A 24239-nucleotide genomic window follows, 5' to 3' on the forward strand; every position below is an offset into this window, starting at 1 on the left:
TCGCCGGGACGACGGTTTTGGGGGGAGCGGTTACTTCTTGCGCACCACCACGCAGCCGATCGAATAGCCCGCGCCAAACGAGCAGATTACGCCGTACGAGCCCGCCGGCATGTCGTCCTGGTACTTGTGGAACGCAATGATCGACCCCGCCGACGAGGTGTTGGCGTAGGTGTCGAGAATGACCGGCGCCTCGTTCGGCTCGGCGTCGCGCCCCAGCAGCGTGCGCGCGATCAGCAGGTTCATGTTCAGGTTTGCCTGGTGCAGCCAGTAGCGCGATACCTGCGGCAGCTGCAGCCCCGCGGCCTTGACCGTGTCGGCGATCATCTCGGCCGCCATCGGGCACACCTCCTTGAACACCTTGCGGCCCTGCTGGCGGAACAGCTTGTCCGGCTGGCCGATGCCGGCTTCGTCGAAGCGGTTCATGAACCCGAAGTTGTTGCGGATGTTGTTCGAGAACTTGGTCTTGAGCTTCGATTCCACGATCTCGAACTGGTGATTGCTGGTTGCCGTGTCCGCCGCCTCGATCACCATTGCCGTGCATGCGTCGCCAAAGATGAAATGGCTGTCGCGGTCGCGGAAGTTCAGGTGGCCACTGGTGATTTCGGGGTTCAGCACCAGCACCGCCCGCGCCTGCCCGCTTTGCACCGCCGCCGCCGCGGTCTGGATGCCGAAGGTGGCCGACGAGCAGGCCACGTTCATGTCGAAGCCGTAGCCGTCGATGCCCAGCGCCTCCTGCACTTCCACCGCCATCGCCGGGTAGGCGCGCTGCATGTTCGAGCACGCCACCAGCACCATGTCGATGTCGGCCGGGGTGCGGCCGGCGCGGTCCAGCGCCTGGCGCGCGGCGGCCACGCACATCTCGGCCTGCAGCGACAGTTCGTCGTCGCCGCGCTCGGGAATGCGCGGGGTCATGCGCGCGGGGTCGAGGATGCCCGACTTTTCCATCACGTAGCGCGACTTGATGCCCGATGCCTTTTCGATGAACGCGCTGCTGGACGGCTCGATGGCGGCGACCTCGCCGGCCGCGATCCTGGCAGCGTTGTCGGCGTTGAAGCGCTCGGCATAAGCGTTGAAGGCCGTCACCAGCTCGTCGTTGGAGATGGAGTAGGGAGGCGTAAACAGGCCGGTGCCGCTGATGACGACAGATTTCATGTTGGCGAAACTTTCAGTGAAGATAACCGGGCTTTACCGGCAGATGGGCTGATTCTACACAAACGGCCGTGGCGTGGGAACGACCGGCGCAGGCAGCTGCGGCCTCCGTAGGGTGGGCAGGTTTCCTGCCCACGCGTCCAAGGCCACGTTGTGCGAATGCGAACGTCGGCTGAACGCGTGGGCAGAAACCTGCCCACCCTACCACTTCACTGCGTGCGATGCGCGAGCGTTTGCTGCGCGTGCCTGGCCAGCTGCATCGGCTGGCCCTTGAGGTGCTTGAGCGCCTGCGCCAGCTGGAAGTCGCTGTCGCTGCCGAAATCGATTGGCTTGCGTGCGCCGGCCCTGGCCAGCGCCTCGTCCTCGTCGTAGGCGCCGGCGCGCGAGGCTTCTTCCTTGTCGCGGTCGTTGGAAAGGTGGTGTTCCAGATCGGCCTCGCGCACGCGCAGCGCGTTGACGCCGTCGCCGTCCGGCGTTTCGTCCACCGCGTAGTCAGGCACGATGCCGCGCGCCTGGATCGAGCGCCCCGACGGCGTGTAGTAGCGCGCCGTCGTCAGCTTGACCGCGGCGTCGTTGCCGATCGGCCGGATGGTCTGCACCGAGCCCTTGCCGAAGGTCTGGCTGCCGATGATCGCCGCGCGCTTGTAGTCCTGCAGGGCGCCGGCCACGATTTCGGACGCCGACGCCGACCCGGTGTTCACCAGCACCGCCATCGGCAGCGTCTTGAACACCTCGGGCACCTTGGCCAGCGGGTCGTCGCCGCCGCGCACCATGTAGTACTCGGCCTTGCCGTAGAAGCGCTGCCTGGAGTCGGCCAGCTGGCCGTTGGTCGAGACCACTTCGGCCCCCTTCGGCAGGAAGGCCGCCGCCACGCCGATCGCGCCCTGCAGCAGGCCGCCCGGGTCGTTGCGCAGGTCGAGCACCACGCCTTTGAGCTCGGGGTCCTGCTTGTACAGCGCGGCCAGCTTGTCGGCCAGGTCGTCCACGGTCGGTTCCTGGAACTGCGACACGCGAATCCACGCGTAGCCCGGCTCGACCAGGCGCGCCTTGACGCTCTTTTGCACGATCTCTTCGCGCGTGATCGTGAACGACAGCGGCTGTTCCTCGCCCTCGCGCCGCACGGTGATCGCCACCCGGGTGTGCGGCTCGCCACGCATGCGTTTGATGGCCTCGTCCATGTCCACGCCCTTGAGCGACACGCCGTTCACGTGCGTGATCAGGTCGCCCTGCTTGATGCCGGCGCGCCAGGCGGGGGAGTCCTCGATGGGCGAGACGATCCGCACATAGCCGTCGTCGCTTTGCTGGATCTCGATACCCAGTCCGACAAACTTGCCTTCGGTGCCCTCGCGCAGCTCGCGGTAGGCTTTCTTGTCCAGGTAGGCGGAATGCGGGTCGAGCGAGCCGACCATGCCGGAGATGGCCTCGGTGAGCAGCCGCTTGTCGTCCACCTTTTCGACGTAGTCGGACTTGATCAGGCCATAGACATTGGACAATTCACGCAGGCTGTCCATTGGGATGGCCGCTTCGACCGGCTTTTGCGCCAACGCCGAAAACTGCATCGAAATCGCCACGCCGGCGACTGCGCCCAGGCCGACCAGGCCAGTGTTCTTGAGTTTGGAGCCCATGTTTCACCTGCGAAGAGCGCATGAGATAGCGCAGGGCCAGTATAAACCTGAACGGTCCGGGTACGTGGACACCGCACAAGCGCGGTGCACGATGGCAAGATTTGTAAAGCCCTGTTTCGACTCGCGGCTGGACGGTAAGCAAATGTAAGAGTGCGGGCAGGGCAACAGTGTCGGGCCTATATTCGTCCATGCAGTTTTTCTCTCTCTCCACTCTTTTGAAGTGGTCTTTGCCCACGGCCCCCTCCGTGGGCTTTTTTCTGCCCGGAGATTGCAATGAAGTCAAGTTCAGTGCGCCGCGGCCTGCAGGCGGCGTTCGTGGCGCTGGCCCTGGGCGGCGCCGTTCCGTCCGAAGCGGTGCCGCTGATGGACATGCGCGCCGAAGACCTGCTGCCGATGGCCTCGGAGCTGCGCAAGACCCTCGATCTGAACGCCAACCAGCAGACGCTGTGGCAGCAGGTGGAAAGCCGCAGCCGGGCCATCCTGCGCGAACGCCAGTCGCGCCGCGAGCGTCTGCAGCAGCAGGTCAAGGCCCTGCTTGAGAATGCGACGGTCGAACTGCGCGACGTGAACGCCCTGATCGACGCCGAAAGCGGGGCAGCTTTTGCCGAGGACAAGCAACTGCGCGACCTGTGGCTGACCGTGAACGACGCGCTGGACGATGCCCAGCGGCGCAAGGTGGCCGCGCTGCTGGCCGAGCAGATGATGCGTGTGCCGGAGGCCGCGCAGCACGGCGGCCAGGACCGCCCACGCGGCGAGGGCGGCGACCGCCGTCATGCCGGCGCGCCTGGCCACGGCCGTGGCGGCATGGGCATGCCGGGGAGCTGATGTTGAACGCGTGGGCAGAATCTGCCCACCCTACGGGAGCAGCCGCGTGCCATTGGTAGGGTGGGCAGGTTTTCCTGCCCACGCGTCCAGCCAGCATTTGCACAAATGCTGCAGCCCATGTATCGAAAAGTAAAAAACCGCCGGCCCATGATTTCCATGCTGCCCCAGCCGCTAGAATGTTCAGCCTGCCGACTCCCGGCCGGTAAAAAATAACTGAACAACAAGCATGAGCAGATTGATCCCGATCGCCTGCCTGGCCCTGCTGGGCACGGCCGGCGGACAGGCGTTGGCACAGAACCAGGTGGCGCCGGCTGGCGCGCCTGCGCAGGAAGTCCAGGACAGCGCGGCCAAGGCGCCGCCGGCCGACGCCAAGCCCGAAGCCGCACAGCGCCGCCGTCCGCCGGTGCGCGCCCAGAAACCCGCCACCACCGAGGGTGACGCCAAGGACACGCAGCAGGTGGTCGTCAGCGGCAGCCGCGATATCGACGTGCGCCGCGCCTCGACCGCGGCCAAGATGATCTTCGGCCGTGAAGAGCTGGACCGCAACGGCGACAGCAACATCGGCGAAGTGCTCAAGCGCCTGCCGGGCGTGACCATGGGCGGCGCGCCCGGACGCGGCGGCGGCGGCGTGCGCATGCGCGGCCTGGGCAACGGCTACACCCAGATGCTGGTCAATGGCGAACGCCCGCCGCCAGGCTTCTCGCTCGAATCGATCCCGCCCGACCAGGTCGAGCGCATCGAGATCATGCGTGGCCCGGTGGCCGAGCACAGCACGCAGGCGATCGCCGGCACCATCAACGTGGTGCTGCGCGAGGGCTACACGCAGAAGGACAAGCAGATCCGGGTCGCCGACAACATCGAGCAGGGCCGCCACGGCGCCAACGTCTCGGCGACGATCCCTGGCAAGGCGGGCAACCTGACCTGGATGCTCAACATCGCGGCCATGCAGAACCGCCAGCACAACGAGAGCGACAGCCGCGACATCGACGCGCTGGACGACGGCACCGTGCTGCGCGAGCAGCTGATCCACGTGGACGGCAATGGCAAGTCGCGCGGGGTGCACCTGTCGCCGCGCCTGTCGTACAAGTTCGACAATGGCGACACGCTGAACTTCCAGCCCTTCATCGTCGCCAACCGCAACGACAACGTCACCGATTCGACTGTTGACCAGACGATCGGGCTGCTGCCGCCCGAGTTCGTGTTCCAGAACGCCGTGTCCCACTCCAGCGGCCACATGGCGCGCGGCTTCGGCAACTGGGTGCACAAGATGGATGGCGGCGCCAAGCTCGACGTGAAATTCAGCGGTGGCGTCAACCACAACGAGAGCGAAGGCGTGCGCCAGAATTACGACGCGGCCGAACGCCTGAACCGCGTGTACAACGACACCGACACGATCCGCCACCGCAGCTTCTCCACCGGCGGCAAGTACAGCCGCCCGCTCGGCCAGGGCCACAACTTCGCAGCCGGCTGGGATGCCGAAGCGGCGCACCTGTCGCAGGTGCACGTGGCCGAAGGCGACAACAACCCGCTGTACGACGAATCGGGCGCCAACCTGACGGCCGACACCCGGCGCGTGGCGCTGTTCGCGCAGGACGAGTGGGACATCACGAGCCAGTGGTCGGCCTATTTCGGCCTGCGCTGGGAAGGCATCCGCACCACCAGCAACAGCGTGGCGCGCGAGGTGAAGAACACCAGCAGCGTGTTCAGCCCCGTGCTGCACACCGTGTACCGGATTCCCGGCCACGACAAGGACCAGGTGCGCGCCAGCCTGACCCAGAGCTACAAGGCGCCGGCGCTGAACGACATGATCGCCGCGCCCTCGTTCTCGAGCGATAACCGCGCCACCCGCCCGGACCGCAGCGGCAACCCGAACCTCAAGCCCGAGCTGGCCAAGGGCATCGACCTCGCGTACGAGCATTACCTGACCCGCAGCGGCATCCTTTCGGCCAGCGCCTTTGTGCGCGACATCGACAACCTGATGCGGCGCCAGACCACGCTGCAGCAGACCAGCATCGGCCCGCGCTGGGTATCCACGCCCACCAACATCGGCCATGCGCGCACCAGCGGCATCGAACTGGAAGCCAAGTTCCAGCTCGCCGAGTTCTTCCCGAACGGCCCGAACGTGGACGTGCGCTCGAACTACAGCCACTTCTGGTCGAAGGTGGACGGCATTCCGGGCCCGGACAACCGGCTCGATCAGCAGGCCAAACAGACCGCCAACGTCGGCGCCGACTACCGCATGAAGGGCCTGCCGCTGACACTGGGCGCGAACCTCAACTGGACGCCGGTCACCGTGATCCGCTCGGCCGTCCAGGAGCTCGACACCACCGGCATGAAGCGCCAGCTCGACGCCTACGGCCTGTGGCGGTTCGGTCCCAACACCCAGCTGCGCGTCTCCGGCAACAACCTGTTCGCCCGCAAATACGAGACCGCGCGCGTCGTCGATACCAACGGCATGCTGCAGGCGATCGATACGCTGGCCCGCACCTACACCAGCGTGCGTGTCCAGCTGGAGCTGAAGATCTGATGCGCATGCTGCCTTTCCCAGTTTTTTCATCGGCCACCAAGAGCCGCCTTTTCCCCTGCTAACAAGAGAGACCATCCTGTGAAACGATACCTTCTGAGCACCCTGACCCTGTCCGTGATGGCGGCCTTCGCCAACGCGGCCGACAACGCCCCGGCTCGCACTTCCGGCATCGACGTCCAGTACATCGACTCGAGCGTGCGTCCGCAGGATGACTTCTTCAAGTACCTGAACGGCAAGTGGCTGAAGGACACCGAGATCCCGGCCGACAAGTCGAGCTGGGGCACGTTCATGCAGTTGCGCGAAACCTCGATCACCCAGGCGCGCGGCATCGTCGAAGCCGATGCCGCGGCCAAGCACAAGGTGGGCACCGACGAACAGAAGATCGGTGACCTGTACAAGAGCTTCATGGACGAGAAGAAGCTGGAAAGCCTGGGCACCAAGCCGCTGGCCGGCGAACTGCACCGCATCGCGGCGCTGAAGGACAAGAAGGCGCTGCCCGCCCTGATCGCGCACCTGTCGCAGATCGGCGTGTCCAGCCCGTACGGGATCCGCGTTGCGCAGGACGCCAAGAACTCGACTCAGTACGCCGTGTACATCGGCCAGAGCGGCCTGGGCCTGCCGGACCGCGATTACTACCTGAAGAAGGACGACAAGCGCATGGCCGACGCGCTGGCCAAGTACGAAGAGCATGTCGCCAAGGTCCTGACGCTGGCCGGCGAAAAGAACGCGGAAAGCGAGGCCAAGGCCATCGTCGCCTTCGAGACCCAGCTCGCGCAGGCGCAGTGGACCAAGGTCGAACTGCGTGACCCGGTCAAGCGCTACAACAAGATGGAAGTGGCCAAGCTGGCCGAACTGGCGCCGGGTTACGACTGGAAGGCGGCGCTGGCCGCTGCCGGCGTGGGCAACAAGGTGGACACCGTGATCGTGGGCCAGCCGAGCTACCTGAGCGGCATGAACCAGATCGTGCAGAACGCCGACCTGGCCACCCTGCAGTCGTACTTCAAGTGGCACCTGCTGCGCGAGTTCTCGCCTTTCCTGTCCAAGCAGTTCGTCGACGCGAACTTCGCGTTCTACGGCACGGTGCTGACCGGCGTGAACGAGAACCGCCCGCGCTGGCAGCGTGGCGTGGCCACCGTCGAAGGCGCGCTGGGCGAAGCCGTGGGCCGCCAGTACGTGGCCCAGTACTTCCCGCCGGAGCGCAAGGCCCGCATGGAAGAGCTGGTGAAGAACGTGCTGGCCGCGTACAAGGACAGCATCGAGCACCTGGAATGGATGGGCGCCGAGACCCGCGCGCAGGCGCTGGACAAGCTGGCCAAGTTCACCCCGCACATCGGCTACCCGAGCAAGTGGCGCGACTACTCCAAGCTGACCATCAAGGCCGATGACCTGGTCGGCAACGTGATGCGCGCATCGCAGTTCGCCCACAACCGCAACATCAGCAAGCTGGGCAAACCGGTGGACCGCGAAGAGTGGGGCATGACGCCGCAGACCGTGAACGCGTACTACAACTCGTCGCTCAACGAGATCGTGTTCCCGGCCGCGATCCTGCAGCCGCCGTTCTTCAACGCCGCCGCTGACGACGCCGTGAACTACGGCGCGATCGGCGCCGTGATCGGCCATGAGATCGGTCACGGCTTCGACGACAAGGGCAGCCAGTCCGACGGCGACGGCAACCTGCGCAACTGGTGGACCGACTCCGACCGCGCCGCATTCAAGGCCAAGACCGACGTGCTGGACGCGCAGTACAGCGCCTTCGAGCCGATCCCGGGCTACCATGTGAATGGCCAGCTGACCATGGGCGAGAACATCGGCGACAACTCGGGCCTGGCGATCGCGTACAAAGCATACAAGATCTCGCTGCACGGCCAACCGGCCCCAGTGATCGACGGCCTGACCGGCGACCAGCGCTTCTACATGGGCTTTGGCCAGGTATGGCGTTCGAAGATGCGCGACGCCGCGCAGATCGTGCAGATCAAGACCGACCCGCACTCGCCGGGCCAGTTCCGTGCCAACGGCACGGTGCGCAACCAGCCGGGCTTCTACGAGGCATTCGGGGTCAAGCCGGGCGACAAGATGTACCTCGAGCCGAAAGATCGCGTCTCGATCTGGTAAATTACGCGTTGTAAGCCGTCGTCCCGGCGAAAGCCGGGGCCCATGCCGAGTGTGCGAATCCGCTCACTGTGTATGGGTCCCGGCCTTCGCCGGGACGACGTTTTAGTGGTTTATCTTCCAAAACCAATAAGTGGAGAAGAACATGAAACGTCATCTGCTCAGCGCACTGACCCTTGCGCTGATCGCCAGCGTTACCCACGCCGAAGGCACCGCAGCCAAGGCCTCCGCCACCGCCTCGAAATCGGCCCCGGTCCTGTCGGCCGGTATCGCCATGCAGTATGTCGAGTCGTCGGTCCGCCCACAGGACAATTTCTACGATTACGTGAACGGCAAGTGGATGCAGGCCACCGAGATCCCGGCCGACAAATCGGCCTGGGGCTCGTTCCAGAAGCTGCGTGACGACACGCTGACCCAGCTGCACGGCCTGATCGAGAAGACGGCGACCAAGCACGCGGCTGCCGGCACCGACGAACAGCGCATCGGCGACTACTACGCCGCCTTCATGGATGAGGCAAAGCTGGAGCAGCTGGGCCTGGCGCCGCTCAAGGGTGAGCTGGACAAGATCGCCGCACTCAAGGACAAGTCCGAGCTGCCGGCCGTGTTTGCGCGCATGAGCAAGCTGGGTGTGAACGTGCCGTACGACTTCGGCATCCACCAGGACAACAAGGATTCGACCAAGTACGTGGCTGACATCAGCCAGGGCGGCCTGGGCATGCCGGACCGCGACTACTACCTGAAGCTGGACGACGCCAAGCTGTCGGCCGCGCGCGACAAATACCTCGCCCACCTGGAGAAAACGCTGTCGATGGCGGGCGACGCCAACGCCACTGCCAATGCCAAGGCCATCCTGGCGCTGGAAACCGAGATCGCCAAGGCGCAGTGGACCAAGGTCGAACTGCGCGACCCGATCAAGGCCTACAACAAGGTCGAGCTGGCCAAGCTGGCCGACGTGGCGCCGGGCTGGGACTGGAGCACCTGGCTGAAGGACACCGGCATCGCCGCCAAGACCAGCTACGTGATCGTGGGCCAGCCGACCTACCTGAAGGGCTTTGCCGACATCGCCGCCAAGACCCCGCTGGAGACCTGGAAGGCTTACCTGCAGCTGCACATCATCGACAGCTACGCCAACTTCCTGTCCAAGGCCTACGTGGACGAGCACTTCGCGTTCTACGGCACCACGCTGTCGGGCGTGAAGGAGATGGAGCCGCGCTGGAAGCGTGGCGTGGGCGCGGTCGAGCGCTCGATGGGCGAGTCGCTGGGCAAGCTGTACGTGGCCGAATACTTCCCACCGGAGCGCAAGGCGCGCATGGAAGCGCTGGTGAAGAACCTGCTGGCCGCCTACAAGCAGTCGATCGACAAGCTGGACTGGATGAGCCCCGCGACCAAGAAGGAAGCGCAGGCCAAGCTGGCCAAGTTCACGCCCAAGATCGGCTACCCGAACAAGTGGAAGGACTACTCGAAGCTGGTGGTCGCCAAGGATGACCTGGTGGGCAACGTGATGCGTTCGCGCGCCGTCGAGTACGACCGCGAGCTGTCCAAGCTGGGCCGTCCGATCGACCGCGACGAGTGGGGCATGACGCCGCAGACCATCAACGCGTACTACAACCCGGAGATGAACGAGATTGTGTTCCCGGCTGCGATCCTGCAGCCGCCGTTCTTCGACGCCAGCGCCGATGACGCGGTTAACTACGGTGGCATCGGCGCCGTGATCGGCCACGAGATCAGCCACGGCTTCGACGACCAGGGCGCGCAGTACGACGGCAACGGCAACCTGCGCGACTGGTGGACCGCGTCCGACCACAAGAACTTCGAGGCCAAGACCAAGATGCTGGTCGAGCAGTACAGCGCCTTCGAGCCGCTGCCGGGCTACCACGTGAACGGTTCGCTGACCCTGGGCGAGAACATCGCCGACAACTCGGGCCTGGCGATCGCGTACAAGGCCTACAAGCTCTCGCTGAAGGGCAAGAAGGCGCCGGTGATCAATGGCCTGACCGGCGACCAGCGCTTCTACATGGGCTGGGCGCAGGTGTGGCGCACCAAGATGCGCGAGCAGCAGCAGATCGTGCAGGTGAAGGTCGATCCGCACTCGCCGGGCCAGTACCGCGCGAACGGCACGGTGAAGAACCAGCCGGGCTTCTATGACGCGTTCGGCGTCAAGCCGGGCGACAAGATGTACGTCGCACCGAAGGATCGCGTGATCATCTGGTAAGCGCGTCAGCGCAAGAGTAGAGGGCTGCTTCGGCAGCCCTATTTTTTTGTCGTTACCGGAAAGACGTCGTCCCCGCGCAGGCGGGGACCCATGCTGAGTTAATCGGACTGCGGCCCGGTTGCTGGCGGCTCGGCTTCAGCATGGATTCCCGCCTTCGCGGGAACGACGGGTTGGTGATGGGTAGCGCGCGAGCCGCTCGCGCAGGCGCGCCTTTGCGTTTGGCCACTCGTCGTCGAGAATCGAAAAGTACACCATGTCGCGTGGCCTGCCGTTGTCGGCGATGAGATGGCGCCGCAAGGTGCCTTCCTCGAGCGCACCGAGCGCGAGGATCGCCTTGCGCGACTGCGCATTGTGCGCCTCGGTCTTGAACACGACCTTCTGCACCGCCAGCGTTTCGAATGCGTGCGTGAGCAGCAGGAGCTTCGATTCCACGTTGGCGCCGCTGCGCTGGAATGAAGGCGTGTACCAGGTGGCGCCGATCTCGACGCGGCGGTGGGCCGGTGCGATGTCCATGAACCGCGTCGAGCCGATCACCGTGCCGCTCGCCAGGTCGACCACGGCGAATGGCAGGCTGGCCGCGCGCGCCTGGTCGTCGAGCGCCGCGCGCACATAGGCGCGCATGTCCGCTTCGGTGTCAATGGGCCGCGGCTGCAGGCGCCACAGTTCCGGATGCAGGCCAGCGCGGGCCAGCGCCGGCACATGCTGGAGGGTGAGCGGCTCCAGCCGAACACGGGAGCCCAGGAGCGTAACGGGGGAGATGTCCATACGCCCGAGTATAAAGCCAGGCTGGCCGAATGGAACCGGGGGCACCTTACGGCGACGTGGCCTCGTACGCGCCGATGTCGAGCGCGCCCACGACCGGGCGCGCCACGCTTGACGCGACGTGCTGGTATTGCGCACCTGGGTTGAGCGAAACGCCGCTGGTTGCGTAGCCCGGCGCCGACGCGGCGTTGATGATGAGAACGTTCGACACCGGATGCAGGTCGTAGTGCGCGCGGTCCACGAAGGCCACGCTGGTGCCGCGGTAGTTGGTCTTCTGGACTGCCGCGCTCTGGTTGGTCACGGCGCCCACGCCGCTGAAGATGTTGTTCTGCAGGAGCGCGCCGCGCGTGACGCCGCTCCCCATCAGCACGAAGGTGCCGCCGCCGGTGTAATCGTTCAGGAACGTGTTGTTCACCACGTACAGGTCCTGCGCCGGATTGGTTGCGCCTTCCTCGCCATACGCGATCATATTCGGATTGCTGTTGGCGGCCGGCTGCTCGATCACGTTGCCGATGATGTAGGAGCTGCCCGCATTCGGCAGGTCGATCTCGTAGCTCGGCTTGCCCGCAGCCGTGCTGCCGGTCTCGCCCGGCGCCAGGCTCGAGAAGCGGTTGTACGCGATCATGTTGGTGCGCGCGCGCGACTTCAGGTTGTGGCCGCCGTTGGCGTCGTGCGAGTAGTTGTAGCGGAAGGTCAGGCTGGCCACGTTGCCGATGTAGAGGTTGTGCGTGTAGCCGGTGCCATAGCCGTTGTGGCCGAACTCGCTGTACTCGATGGTGATGCTGCTGTTGGTGTTGGGGTTGCTGAGGATGCCGTTCTCGTTATCGTGCAAAAAGGCCTGGCGCAGCGTGAAGTTGGTGCCTTCCAGGCGCAGCGCGGCGCCGTTCTGGTCCGGCACCTTGGCGCCGACCATCTCGACGTTCTGCACGGTGACGTTGCTGCCTTCGATCACCCAGGTGCCCTTGCCGAGCGCGTTCTTGCCGGCCGCGTCGATCTTCGGGCGGCCGTTCACGCCGCGGATGGTCAGGTTGCTGGGATAAATAGCGCACACGTCACCGCTGTAGGTGACGCCGCCGGTGATCTCGACGATGTCGCCCGATTTGGCTGCCGCGAACGCGCGGCACGGCGTGGCGTAGCTTTTGCCGGGGCCCACCGACAAGGTTGCGGCGGATGCGGAAGCGGCGGCCAGGAGCAGGGCGGGGAAAATGAGGACGTTTCGGTGTTTCATGATCGAATGACAAACCGCTGCGAGGCGGCAATCTTGAACAGGGAAAACGGCCGAGGTTACGCGCTGCCTGCAAGAAAAGCCGTAAGCGTTTGTAACGGTAGCAATCGAACAAGGCAGGCCGGTCACGGTAGGGTGGGCAGGTTTCTGCCCACGCGTTCAGCCAATGCTCGCCTGGCCCGAGCGCATCCCCTTGTTGGACGCGTGGGCAGCGAAGCTGCCCACCCTACGTTGGCGCCGCGGATCAACGCGGCACGATCGCGAACTGCGGCGCCAGGCCGTAGTTCGGCTTGACCGAGCGGTTCATGAACACCGTCCACGCGCTCTTGCCGGGTGCCCCCAGCGCGTCGGCCGCGTAGGCCAGCGCCGGCTGCAGGTTCGACGGGTAGCCGGTCGCCTCGGCCGAGTAGCCGGTCATCTCGCCGACCTTCAGCTTGAGCGCGGTGGCCATCTCGGCGCTGGCGCAGGACAGGGCGTTGAACGTGGCCGTGTGGCTGGTCTTGTAGGCCTGTCCCATGGTCGCGTAGTACGGGCTGGTGGAGGAATCGCGCACGATCAGTGTGTAGATCGAGCCGTCCACCCAGCACGCGCCGTCGGCGGTCATGCGCGAGACCGGAAACTTCGACTTCCACGCCAGCAGCGGCTGCGCCTTCGCAAAGCCCAGTTCGGCCGCGTGCCCGATCGCGGAGGTGAAGAAGTCATCCTGCCACGGCGCCATGCCGGTGCCGTTGTTGTACACCAGCGAGTAGCCGTTGACGATGATGCCGAGCTGGTTCGCCGATGCGTTGTTGGTGTAGGTCTGGTTGAACCAGTCCAGGTTGCTGTTGACGATCTGCGTGAAGTGCGCCTTCAGCCGGTCGTTGTCGGGCGTGATGTAGGCCGCTTCGGCTACCGTGCGCATGGTCCAGGCCTGGCCACGCACCTGGTCGGCCAGCACCAGGCCCTTCACGTTCTGGCGGTAGCCCGGGTTGGACGAGAACGCCGCCCACATCGCCCAGAACTGCAGCTCTTCCAGGTAGTAGTAGTCGCCGGTGAGCAGGTAGGGCAGGTAGGCCAGGTTCGGCGTGTGCGCGCTGTCGTGCGTGTACGGCGTGGTGCACGCGGTGCTGCTGGCGCAGGCCGGGAAGGCTTCGTACTTTTTCGTGACCGGGTTGTAGGTGTCGCCGATGCGGCCCAGGATCGTCATGTACGGGTAGTCGATCAGGCTGACCGGGCGGCCGGTGTTCTTGTCGCGGTAGTGCGCGGACCAGCTGCCGGCGCCGTCGGCGGTGCCCAGCGTGACGTCGCGTGCGCGCTTGTCCATCGAGAGCAGCCAGGTCGCGGCCCAGCCGGGCAACAGGCCGATGTCGTCGCGCCCGCCAGTCTGCGGCATGTACGCGGTGGCCAGGCCAATGCCCATCGGCTCGGTGATCGCGCCGGTCCACCTGGTCTGCAGCGCGGCCAGCCTGGCCTCGGGGATGGTGACGGTCTGGTCGTAGTTGGGCAGTGCGCGGGTGGCGATCAGGTAAGCCGCGTTGTGCTTGACGTTCACCTCTGGCGCAGTGCCGTTGTACCAGAAGACCTTGCGCCAGCGGGCGTGGTTCAGGTGGTTCAGGCCGGTCTTGGCATACACCTCTTTCGCGCCGACGAGCACGCTCGCGTCGTAGGTGATGTTTTGCGGGTTCGGCTCGTAGGCCCAGTCGTTTTCGACCGTGACGTCCACTCGCGCCTTGCTCGCGCCCGGGTACCAGCGTATCGCGAAGCGGGCGGAGAGGTGCGGGTGCCTGGTGCCGTCGGCCGCGGTGAGCGGGGCGGACACTTGCCACTCACTGGCAACGGGACCGGACAGCCAGGTCTGGTACGGGCCTTCCTTGAGCAGGTCGTCGGCGAAAGCCTCGTAGCGCACGCCGTTGATGGTGGCGTGCACCGAGGCCGAAAAGCCGGCGCCCAGCAGGTCGTCGGGGGTGGACGTGCCGGCGCTGGCGGCGGTGCCGGACTTCACCAGCGACATGGAATTGGTTTGCCCGGCCGCCAGGCTCGGCAGCACCGCGGAGATGACCGCATGGCGCACCGAGCCGTCTGCGTGCAGGGCCTTGACGTCCACCTGCAGCGGGACGGTCGTGCCGTCCGGGAGGCGGCCGACCAGGCCATCGGCCGGATTGAGCGCGCCTTGCGCGAACACCTGGCCGAAGGTGACCGGGACGTTGGCCTGAGCCACCAGCGGGTTGGTGTTCTCGAACCGCACGTCGGTGAGAACGCCCTGGACGGCGGCAGAGGTGCCGGAGGCGGTGGTGGTGGCTGTGCCGTTGCTTACCTCAGCCGCGAGGACGGTGGCATTGCCTGCCTGTGGATCCGAGCCGCCGCCGCAAGCGGCCAGCGAGGAGGCGAGAAGGATGGCTGGCAGCACCCTGCCTGCCGATGTGTGCAGTGGAAATTTCATGGCGATCTCTTCAGGACTTGTTGCCGTGGCTTTTCGCGAAAGCGGCCACTGTGGAGTCCTTTTAGGTTACGCCATGGAAATTGTTTGGCACAGGAAATTATCTCAAGCTGTTCAATTTTTTGCCCAAATACAACACAACTTTATCTGAAATTTAACAAATATTATTTGTCCAAAATGTCAATTTTGATGTTTTTCTATTGGCCGTTAAAAGAATGAGCACGAAAAAAAACCGCCCGTGCGAGGGCGGTTTTTTGGGCGGGACGTGCAGGTTATTTCGCTGCGGCCGCCATGTAATCGACGGCTGCCTTGACCTCGTCGTCCGAGGCGGTCGAGCCACCTTTCGGCGGCATCACGCCGGCCTTGCCCTGGAAGCCCTTGATGGCGTGGTCGTACAGGACGTTGCTACCTTGCTTGATGCGCGGGGCCCAGGCGGCCTTGTCGCCGAACTTCGGCGCGCCGGCGATACCGGCACCGTGGCAAGCCTGGCAGGTCGAGCTGTACAGCGCCTTGCCGGCGTCGGCCGAGGCCGCTTTCGGCTGGGCTGCAGCTGCGGCAGGAGCCGCTGCCGGTGCCGCTGCGGCTGCCGGAGCACTTGCTGCCGGGGCTGCTTCTGCAGGGGCGCTGGCCGCTGCGGCTGCACCGGCCGGCGCTTCCGGCTCCTTGAAGTCGGCGCCAGCCTTGTTGGCCATGTAAGCGACGGCGCGAGCGACTTCGACGTCGGACAGGTCAGGATTGCCGCCCTTGGCCGGCATCGCGCGGATGCCCTGCGTGGCGTGCTGGACCAGGGTGTCGAAACCTTGAGCAATGCGTGCGCCCCATGCGCCGGCGTCGCCGAACTTCGGTGCGCCAGCCGCGCCGGTGCCGTGGCAGGCGGCGCAGGTGGTGTTGTAGATGGCTTCGCCGGTCTGCAACACCTTCGGCGCGTTGGTGTCCTTCAGCGTGTAGCCCTGCTCGGCCACCGGCTGGATGCGTTGGGCGACTGCCTCGGGGCTCTGGCTTTCGGTACCGGCGCCGGTCAGCTTGCTGCTGGTGGCGTAGGTGACCAGCAGGATGATGCCGATGATGATTACAAGGAAGAAACCAGCGACCACGGCGATGAGCTGCTTCGGGGTCCGGATGAAGGATTGATGTTCTTTGTGTTCGTCGCTCATGATTTCCTTAATACAACAATTAAAAAAACCTGTCCGCCGGCCCGTGCGCGGGCATCGATGCCAGCTTGCAACTGCCGCTAAACGGCCGATTATAGACCCTCCGTCAACCTTTTGGAACGCAATTCAGTCGAGCGGCGGCAGTTTCCATGGACGGGGAGGGCGGATTTACTGTATGCTTCGCATCACTTCGCAGTTCCCCTCAGCGGCTGTAGCTCAGTGGATAGAGTATTGGCCTCCGAAGCCAAGGGTCGTGGGTTCGATCCCCGCCAGCCGCGCCAGATTTTCTCCTATAAATTCAAAGACCTAACCTCAACAGTGGTGTGCACTGTTGAGCTATTTCCCGCGCTTTTTGGCACACGAAGTGTGGCAAATTTGTGGCTAGCGCAGAGTTCACTCTAAAGGTCAGTCCAGGGGAATGTGCAAGATCTAACGCGCGCAACCGCTCGGTAAATAGTTCAAAGATCGCTGCGTGCTGGATCTGCGGCCGATCCCACCGACACATGCTGGCCGCGGTTGCCGCCAAGCGGCTGGTACGAGCCGAGAAGAATGTGATCAAATAGGGCTAAAACAAGCTCTACGGATCCTTTCGGAGACGCCGGGGCTGCCAACAGGCCCCCTTGTCACGGCTGTCTGGACGATCGCGCTCCACCGAACAGCCCGACAGTCTGCGCCGGCAACTCATCCTTCGACCTAGCTGTTACTGAGTCGAGGATAAACCTACCTCCTCCCTCGGCAGTTCATTCGACGACGGCGGACCCATCAAGGTTGGCTCGCGCCTCTGCATTCTGGAATAGTCTTGCTCGGCAGCATCGAGATGACAAAAAGACATTGTGGCTGTGCAACCGAAACGATTTCCTCAACACTGTTTAGAAAATCTAACCAAAGCGTCTCCAACTTGGGTACACTACATGAAAGCCACGTTTATTGAGCTCCCCCCATTCCAGCGCCTGCGTGACACTTACTTCGATGACGGCTCGTTCAAGGATCTGCAGAACGAGCTGATGAAGAACCCCGAGGCCGGGGACGTTATCAAGGGGACCGGGGGGCTGCGGAAAATCAGGTATGCCGACGAGCGACGCGGCAAGGGAAAGCGGGGAGGTCGCCGTGTTATCTATTTTTGGAAAGATGCTGAAGACCAGTTCTGGCTGTTCACCGTCTACGACAAAGACGAGGCAGACGACCTTACTGCAGACGAGCGCAAGGCGTTGAAGCAACGCCTGGAGTCGGAAATCAAGGCCAGGAGTGCCGAAAAATGACTAAACGAAATATTTTTGCTGAGCTGATGGAAGGTCTCGACGCCCTGGAAGGGGCGCGCGAAGGCAAAGTTACGCTTCGTAAAACGGAGGTTGCCCGCAAGGCCCCGCCGGAGATGACTGCGGCCAAGGTGCGAGCAGTACGCGCAAAGCTTCATGTATCGCAGCCGGTGTTCGCGCTTAAACTACGCACTGAGCCGCGGACTATCAAGAACTGGGAACAGGGAATATCCAAACCAAATGCTCAGGCTGCAATCTTGCTAAGCCTGATAGACCGCGATCCTAAGCTTCTGGACGAAATCGCAGCTCTCTAAATTCCGTAACCCACTTTTGCCGCCTTGGGTTTCGCGGACTCCTTCTTTGGCGGTGCCGTCACAAGAGTTGCCGCCACAGGCGCCGCCAGACTCCCGTGGCTTCTCGAGTTACAGGGGGCTGCGCGACCGCGCGATCCAATTCGAGAGGATCGTCCGTCCATGCGCCGATGTCAGGCTCGCTAGGCGGAACGCGCCGAAAGCGTGGTCGAGCGTTTTCAGCCGCGATCGATCTGCCGCGTGACCGCGTTTGGTTGGGAGTACCTCGCCCTCATAACGCTGTAGCAAGTCATGGATCAGCGTCGCTTCCACCTCGCTCCGCGAAACGAACGCCCCGCGGATCCTCTCGGCCTCGGTGACTGTAGCAAAAGGCCCTGATTTGCCTTCCGGTTCCTCGACCGGGAAGACGCCGGGCTACGGCCGGGTTACACCAAGCGTGATCGCTGCCACCCCGATCCACTCGCTCTGCTCCCGCTCGCTCTGAAGATTCAAGGCAAGCTGACGAAACCAGGTAGTGAGAACACAACGCCGTTCAATGCGAAATCTCGGGCGTAGATCTGCGCGAAGTCAGTTGTCTCCTCCGTCGCACGAACCCCAGCAGCAATTGTGCCATGTCAACAAAGCCGATATTCCTGCGCCTAGAATCGGCAATGTTGACAGTAGTTAAGTTGTCGCCTCGCAATGGGGAGGGGAACGTGGAGCACAGGTTTGCTACTGGATTTCAGAACGGTACAGTTCATGTGATGATGTTTGGTTTCATCATCGTGATGCTGGCCGCCCTTGGAATGTCCCTCGACCTTTCCCAGGTCTACAACCGCAAGGTTGAGATGGAAAACGTTGCCGACATGGCGGCGTTGGCGGCAGCCAGGAACCTGGATGGCACTCCTCGCGGAATCAGTAACGCCGTTGCTGCGGCAAGCGGTGTGGTCCGGAGCCTGAAGTACGGTTACGGTGCCGCCATGGACTGGAGCGACAGTGCCATCAAGTTCAGCAAGTCATCCGATGGAGCGCAAGGTTGGGTCGATGCCGGGACCGCGGCTGCGGCCCCCCAAGGGCTGCTGTACGCGATGGTTGACACCAGCGGACTGGCCGCGATCAGCGGCGCGGTGAAGCTGACCTTCATGCCCATCTTTAACCCGGCGGTCCGCTCCGTCAGCGTGCGTCAGGTTGCCGTCGCAGGACGTGCGTCGCTCGATGTCACACCGTTGGGGGTTTGCGCCGTGGATCCGGACTCGCCGGCTTCGCAGCACGCATACACCAGCAATGTCGAGTTGGTTGAGTTTGGATTTCGCCGCGGCTTGACCTACGACCTCATGAGCCTCAATCCGACATTGGTTGACCCGGTTGGCGCGCCGGGTCAGGCCGCCTCTGCGTCGAACTTTTCTTTGTCCATTGTCGGTCCTCATGTGTGTGCGGGTACTGTCGCGGCACCGACCTTGTCGGGCGGCAGAATCGCGATCCAACAGCCTTTTCCACTCAGCTCACTCGCCGCTCACCTGAACTCCCGGTTCGACCAATACAATGGCTCATGCAATCCGAACGCGGCGCCGCCGGATAGCAATGTCAGGTCCTACACAAGCGCAAACGCGACTTGGGTTACTTCCGACAACCCGAACTACGTCCCTCTCTGGGCATACGCCCGCGCGGTCCCCTGGTCCTCCTACGTACCAGGGCAGCCAGAGCCGCTCAACGGATACACCACGTTTGGAGCGACCTCAACTGTTGCGCATGATCTGTATTCGCTACTGACAAACTTTAAGTCGTCCTACCCATCCGGAACCGCAACGCCTTATCTGTCAGGCGCGTTCTCGACGCAGCCAAGCGCTGGGCATCGACCCGGACTGAAGTACCGGCGGGTGCTGAACGTACCGCTTCTGAGATGCCCGATCAGTGGCTCGAGCGCTGACGTTGTTGGGATCGGGAGGTTTTTCATGACGGTGCCGGCCACTTCCACCGCGGTTCTCGCGGAGTTCGCCGGCGCGATTACCGATGATCTCGCAGGTGGGAATGTGGAGATATTCAAATGAAAGCTTCTATCCCGTCTTCTGCCTCATCGAGGGGTGTGGCCGCTGTCGAGTTGGCCCTCTGGCTCCCATTTCTTGTGCTTCTGCTCGGCGCAGGCCTGTTTCTTGCGCGCTTCTTCTGGCATTACACGGTCGCGCAAAAAGCAGCGCATGATGCGGCACGCTTCCTTGCCGCGGCTACTGTCACCGAGATGCGGGTACCGCCTGTGGGCGGTGGGGCCGACAACCCGGTCGCTGCGATCGCCAGAAAAATCGCCAACGATGAGATTGCGGAATTAAGACCTGGTGGACTATACAGTCCGCAAATCAATGTCGTATGTGACGTCTTCTACCCGTGCGCTGGACAGTTCGTGCCGAAGAAGGTCTCGGTGTCGATCGAGATGAGTGTGACAGACATCTTCTTTCCAAACCTGACGTATGGGTTATTCAACACGGACTCGCTGCTCATCCAGACCGCTGTCACCACGAACTACGTTGGGGATTGAGATGCAAGGCAAATCTGATTTTGACCTGACCCCGCGCTCTGCACAGAAAGGTCTCGTCGCTGTCGAGTTTGCACTCGTTGCGATCGTCTTTTTGACCTTCGTACTCGGCATCATCGAGACGTCCAGGGCGATGTACATTCTCAATACATTGCCAATGGTAACGAAGAATGCGGCGCGCGCGGCAGCCAACACCGATTGGCGCGACAGCGACGCAATGGCTCGGGTACGCCAGCAGGCACTGTTCAGGTCGACTGCTGGAACCCTTGCATGGGGTGATCCGATCACGGACGCAAACGTAAAAATCGACTATCTTTCACTGGCGCGACAGTCCGACGGCTCCCTGACGATGACACCCATCACGTCCTTGCCTAGTTGCCCGTCTCGTAACCGTCAGACTTGCCTCGCGGATCCGAACAACCCCAGTTGCATCCGGCTCGTCCGTGTCCGAATCTGTCGCACGGGCAATTCCTCTGATTGCGATCCGGTTCCCTACCGAACCTTGCTTTCGCTGGTAGCGATGAATTTTTCGCTACCGACGTCACCTTCGATCGTCAGCGCAGAATCACTCGGATATCAGGTTGGCGCGCCGGTCTGCCCATAAGCTCAGCCGAAGACAAGCACCTGCGCCGTTCTTTCCGGAGTGCGACCGCCCGTGGCTCCGCTGTTAACAGGTAAGTGAGCGATGCTGCTCCCTGAGGGGACGCTGCACCTGCTCGCGTTTCCGAACAGCGCGCCCGCGTTTGCGTTACCGCGCGACAGCTTCTCGCGCGCGAATGTAGCATCGGATCATTATCGCGATGACAATTTATCCGGAGGAGTCATGAAAAAGCTGATTGCCGCAGCCGGTGTGCTGGCAGCCGCGGCAGGTTGTGCGACCCGGCCCGCGAAGATCGAACCGAGTTTCGTTTCCAACGAGCCCTACATGGCCAGCGAGTGCGCCCAGCTGGCTGAGCGCATGACCGACGCCAAGGCCAGGTTGCAGGATTTTTCGGCGAAGCAGGAAAAGAAGGCAAATGTCGATGCCGCCTTCGTGTTCTGGGTGCTGGTGCCCGCCAGCCTGTTTACCGGCGATTACGCGGCCGAAGTCGCCAAGGCCAAGGGCGAGGTCGCCGCGATCGGGGCCGCCCAGGCCAGCAAGGGCTGTACCGCCATCAAGGCCTGACCCAACCTCTTCCAAGCGCACGCGGCCACGCCCAGCCGGCCCGTGCAATCCGTTTCCTCCCGCCTTCCCACGCGTTCAATCGTGCGCCGTCCAGTTGAGCTCAAGAACTACGATTAGCTCAACAGCCAGGGGGTGCGCACGATTCAATTCGTCCCGGAACTTGAATTTTAGAAAATGCTACTATTGCACCGTTGTTTCCGATAAGCCAGAGATGATTTGACAATCTCGCGCGGGGAACGGAGCAACCTCGTCCATCCGAAATAACGGGATATTTTTTCGGCAGCTGCGTGTTTCAGGCAACTAACTGTTGTGATGAAGCGACGCGACAGCGATGTTCATGCTCAGGATCGACGCCGCCACGACCACCATGGCGAAGCATCCGCGCAGTGCCGTTAGTATCTTTTTGACATCGAAACAAGGATTTAAGTAGTGCAGTTTTGACAATCTCGATGAGATCGGCGCCGATCGCGGCGTGATGTCAAAGGCTTGCACTTGTGAAACTCTTTTGAGAACGGAACCGAACATGAAAGCAGATGAGGTCGTCGCAGTAGTAGGTCTGGGGTACGTCGGCTTGCCGCTGGCAGTGGAATTCGGCAAAAAGGGCAGGACGATCGGCTTTGACCTGTCCGCCACCAAGGTCGAGAACTACAAACGCTTTGTGGACCCGACCGGCGAGGTTTCCACCGAGGAGCTGAAGGCATCGCGCCACCTGGAGGTGACCACCGATCCCGCCATGCTGGGGCAGGCCGATTATATCGTGGTGGCCGTGCCCACCCCGGTGGACATCGCCCACAACCCCGATTTCACGCCGCTCGAAGGCGCCAGCCGCACCGTTGGCGCCCACATGAAGCGCGGCGCGATCGTCGTGTATGAATCGACCGTCTACCCCGGCGCGACCGAAGAAGTCTGCATTCCGCTGCTGGAAAAGCATTCCGGCTTGAAGTGGAAGGACGACTTCCACGTCGGCTTCTCGCCCGAGCGCATCAACCCCGGCGACAAGGAGCACCGGCTGACCACGATCCTGAAGGTGGTCTCGGGCGACGACGACGAGACGCTCGAGCGCGTGGCCGGCCTGTACGAGTCGGTCGTGGCCGCCGGCGTGCACCGCGCCTCGAGCATCAAGGTGGCGGAGGCGGCCAAGGTGATCGAGAACACCCAGCGCGACCTGAACATCGCCCTGATGAACGAGCTGGCGATCATCTTCGACAAGGTCGGCATCGACACCCTGGAAGTGCTCAAGGCCGCCGGCACCAAATGGAATTTCCTGCCGTTCCGTCCGGGCCTGGTGGGCGGCCACTGCATCGGCGTCGATCCCTACTACCTGACCCACAAGGCCGAGATGATCGGCTACCACCCACAGGTGATCCTGGCGGGCCGCCGCATCAACGACGGCATGGCCAAGTTCGTGGCCGAGAAAACGGTCAAGAGCATGATCTCCAGCGGCTTTCACGTGAAGGGCTCCAAGGTCAACGTGGTGGGCCTGACCTTCAAGGAGAACTGCCCGGACCTGCGCAACTCCAAGGTGGCCGACATCGTGCACGAGCTGGAGAGCTACGGCTGCGACGTGCACGTGCACGACCCGGTGGCCGACGCCGAGGAAGCGCAGCACGAGTACGGCATCAAGCTGGAAAGCTGGGACAGCCTGCCCAAGGCCGATGCGCTGATCGTGGCGGTGCCGCACAAGGAAGTGCTGGCCCGTTCGCTGGTCGATTTCGAGTCCCGGCTCAACGAAGGCGGTTGCTTCATCGACGTGAAGTCGCAGTTCGACCCGAAGGCGATCAAGGAAGCCGGCTTTTGCGTCTGGCGCCTGTAAGCACCGCGATTTGCGGCTGCCCCCGCCTTGATGACAGGGGCGGCAGCCGGCATCAACCCTGGCGTTACCTGGAAAGTGTCTGACAAAGTGAACAAGATCAACGACGTCGAGCAGCACCTGCGCGCACACCGCTACCACTGGCTGGTCACCGGCGCGGCCGGCTTTATTGGCTCGAACCTGGTGGAAGCGCTGCTGCGCCTGGGCCAGCGCGTGACCGGCCTGGACAACTTCGCCACCGGCCACCAGCGCAACCTGGACCAGGTCCGCGACCTCGTCGGCGCCACCCTGTGGGCGAACTTCACGTTCATCGGAGCGGACATCCGCAACCTGGCCGATTGCCACCGCGCCTGCGAAGGCGTCCACTATGTGCTGCACGAGGCGGCGCTGGGCTCGGTGTCGCGCTCGATCGACAACCCGATCGGCACCAACGAGACCAACATCACCGGTTTCCTGAACATGCTGGTCGCAGCGCGCGACGCCGGTGTGAAGCGCTTCGTCTATGCCGCCTCGAGCTCGACCTACGGCGACCATCCGGCGCTGCCCAAGATCGAGCACCAGATCGGCAATCCGCTGTCGCCGTACGCCGTGACCAAGTACGTGAACGAGCTGTACGCGAACGTATTCGGCCGCACCTACGGCATGGAGTCGATCGGGCTGCGCTACTTCAATGTGTTCGGCCCGCGCCAGGATCCGAATGGCGCGTATGCCGCCGTGATCCCGCAGTGGATCGCCGCGCTGATCCGCAACACGCCCTTGCGTATCAACGGCGACGGCGAGACCAGCCGCGACTTCTGCTACATCGACAACGTGGTGCAGGCCAACCTGCTCGCCGCGCTGGCGGACAAGGACGCGGCCAACCAGGTGTACAACGTGGCGCTGAACGACCGCACCACGCTCAACCAGCTGTACCAGATGATGCGCGAGCTGCTGCGCGAACGGTTCCCGCACGTGGCTGCGCACGCGCCGCAATACGTCGACTTCCGGCCAGGCGACGTACGGCATTCGCAGGCAGATATTTCAAAGGCCGCCGCGCTGCTCGGCTACGTGCCGACGCACCGGATCGGGGAAGGCTTGAAACAGGCAATGGATTGGTACGTCCGCGACCTCGCACGGCAAGGAAACGCGCCCGGCGTGCCACAGTAACAAACGAAGCAAGAAAGTATTCCGGAGGCTGACGTGCTTAGGAT

19 protein-coding genes and 1 tRNA gene are annotated in these 24239 nt (G+C 63.4%); 14 read left to right on the top strand and 6 right to left on the bottom strand.

Annotation, left to right across the window (positions count from 1 at the left end):
• Window positions 1-30: 30 nt before the first annotated feature.
• Window positions 31-1152 (bottom strand): beta-ketoacyl-ACP synthase III, encoded by a 1122-nt coding sequence (locus NX773_RS17495; protein ID WP_258857584.1) that lies wholly within the window; start codon window positions 1150-1152, stop codon window positions 31-33.
• A 206-nt stretch (window positions 1153-1358) separates the two neighbouring features.
• Window positions 1359-2774 carry a S41 family peptidase gene (locus NX773_RS17500; protein ID WP_258857585.1) on the bottom strand — a complete coding sequence of 472 codons (1416 nt, stop codon included), beginning with the start codon at window positions 2772-2774 and terminating at the stop codon, window positions 1359-1361.
• Window positions 2775-3047: 273 nt separating this feature from the next.
• Between NX773_RS17500 and NX773_RS17505 the strand changes: the two genes are divergently transcribed.
• The 4 genes from NX773_RS17505 (at window position 3048) to NX773_RS17520 (ending at window position 10447) form a co-directional block, all read left to right on the top strand.
• Window positions 3048-3599, top strand: a complete 552-nt coding sequence (locus tag NX773_RS17505; protein WP_258857586.1) for a hypothetical protein — start codon at window positions 3048-3050, stop codon at window positions 3597-3599.
• 226 nt (window positions 3600-3825) lie between these two features.
• Complete coding sequence (locus tag NX773_RS17510) at window positions 3826-6126, top strand: TonB-dependent receptor plug domain-containing protein (protein WP_258857587.1); 2301 nt, start codon at window positions 3826-3828, stop codon at window positions 6124-6126.
• A gap of 117 nt (window positions 6127-6243) precedes the next feature.
• A complete protein-coding gene (locus tag NX773_RS17515) occupies window positions 6244-8238 on the top strand; it encodes a M13 family metallopeptidase (protein WP_258857733.1) in 1995 nt (664 codons plus the stop codon).
• A gap of 142 nt (window positions 8239-8380) precedes the next feature.
• Window positions 8381-10447: a M13 family metallopeptidase gene (locus NX773_RS17520; RefSeq protein WP_307728657.1), complete on the top strand. Its 2067-nt coding sequence runs from the start codon at window positions 8381-8383 to the stop codon at window positions 10445-10447.
• A gap of 135 nt (window positions 10448-10582) precedes the next feature.
• Here NX773_RS17520 and NX773_RS17525 read toward each other — a convergent pair whose 3' ends face one another.
• From NX773_RS17525 to NX773_RS17535, 3 genes are all read right to left on the bottom strand, one after another.
• Window positions 10583-11212, bottom strand: coding sequence for a GNAT family N-acetyltransferase (locus tag NX773_RS17525; RefSeq protein WP_258857588.1), 630 nt, complete (start codon window positions 11210-11212; stop codon window positions 10583-10585).
• Window positions 11213-11258: 46 nt separating this feature from the next.
• Entirely contained in the window at window positions 11259-12437 is a 1179-nt protein-coding gene (locus NX773_RS17530) for a right-handed parallel beta-helix repeat-containing protein (protein WP_258857589.1), read from the bottom strand.
• 241 nt (window positions 12438-12678) lie between these two features.
• Window positions 12679-14853, bottom strand: coding sequence for an RIFT barrel domain-containing protein (locus tag NX773_RS17535; RefSeq protein ID WP_258857590.1), 2175 nt, complete (start codon window positions 14851-14853; stop codon window positions 12679-12681).
• Between NX773_RS17535 and NX773_RS17540 the strand changes: the two genes are divergently transcribed.
• Window positions 14852-15001: a hypothetical protein gene (locus NX773_RS17540; protein ID WP_258857591.1), complete on the top strand. Its 150-nt coding sequence runs from the start codon at window positions 14852-14854 to the stop codon at window positions 14999-15001. The two genes, NX773_RS17535 and NX773_RS17540, sit on opposite strands and share 2 nt — an antisense overlap.
• A 121-nt stretch (window positions 15002-15122) precedes the next feature.
• Here the strand turns inward: NX773_RS17540 and NX773_RS17545 are convergent, their stop codons facing one another.
• On the bottom strand, window positions 15123-16004 hold the full coding sequence (locus NX773_RS17545) for a c-type cytochrome (protein ID WP_258857592.1): 882 nt from the start codon (window positions 16002-16004) through the stop codon (window positions 15123-15125).
• Window positions 16005-16206: 202 nt separating this feature from the next.
• Here NX773_RS17545 and NX773_RS17550 point away from each other — a divergent pair.
• From NX773_RS17550 to NX773_RS17590, 9 genes are all read left to right on the top strand, one after another.
• A tRNA-Arg gene (locus NX773_RS17550) sits at window positions 16207-16282 on the top strand.
• 630 nt (window positions 16283-16912) lie between these two features.
• Entirely contained in the window at window positions 16913-17260 is a 348-nt protein-coding gene (locus NX773_RS17555; protein WP_258857593.1) for a type II toxin-antitoxin system RelE/ParE family toxin, read from the top strand.
• Window positions 17257-17571 (top strand): helix-turn-helix domain-containing protein, encoded by a 315-nt coding sequence (locus NX773_RS17560; RefSeq protein WP_258857594.1) that lies wholly within the window; start codon window positions 17257-17259, stop codon window positions 17569-17571. The genes NX773_RS17555 and NX773_RS17560 overlap by 4 nt, the downstream gene beginning before the upstream one ends.
• Before the next feature lie 692 nt (window positions 17572-18263).
• Window positions 18264-19595, top strand: coding sequence for a pilus assembly protein TadG-related protein (locus NX773_RS17565; protein WP_258857595.1), 1332 nt, complete (start codon window positions 18264-18266; stop codon window positions 19593-19595).
• Window positions 19592-20077 (top strand): TadE/TadG family type IV pilus assembly protein, encoded by a 486-nt coding sequence (locus NX773_RS17570; RefSeq protein ID WP_258857596.1) that lies wholly within the window; start codon window positions 19592-19594, stop codon window positions 20075-20077. The genes NX773_RS17565 and NX773_RS17570 overlap by 4 nt, the downstream gene beginning before the upstream one ends.
• A 1-nt stretch (window position 20078) precedes the next feature.
• Window positions 20079-20678, top strand: coding sequence for a TadE/TadG family type IV pilus assembly protein (locus NX773_RS17575; protein ID WP_258857597.1), 600 nt, complete (start codon window positions 20079-20081; stop codon window positions 20676-20678).
• A 219-nt stretch (window positions 20679-20897) separates the two neighbouring features.
• On the top strand, window positions 20898-21239 hold the full coding sequence (locus tag NX773_RS17580; protein WP_258857598.1) for a hypothetical protein: 342 nt from the start codon (window positions 20898-20900) through the stop codon (window positions 21237-21239).
• A gap of 523 nt (window positions 21240-21762) precedes the next feature.
• Window positions 21763-23052 carry a nucleotide sugar dehydrogenase gene (locus tag NX773_RS17585; RefSeq protein ID WP_258857599.1) on the top strand — a complete coding sequence of 430 codons (1290 nt, stop codon included), beginning with the start codon at window positions 21763-21765 and terminating at the stop codon, window positions 23050-23052.
• 87 nt (window positions 23053-23139) lie between these two features.
• A complete protein-coding gene (locus NX773_RS17590; RefSeq protein ID WP_258857600.1) occupies window positions 23140-24195 on the top strand; it encodes an SDR family oxidoreductase in 1056 nt (351 codons plus the stop codon).
• Window positions 24196-24239 lie beyond the last annotated feature (44 nt).

This window comes from Massilia solisilvae (assembly GCF_024753215.1).
GTDB lineage: Bacteria > Pseudomonadota > Gammaproteobacteria > Burkholderiales > Burkholderiaceae_D > Telluria > Telluria solisilvae.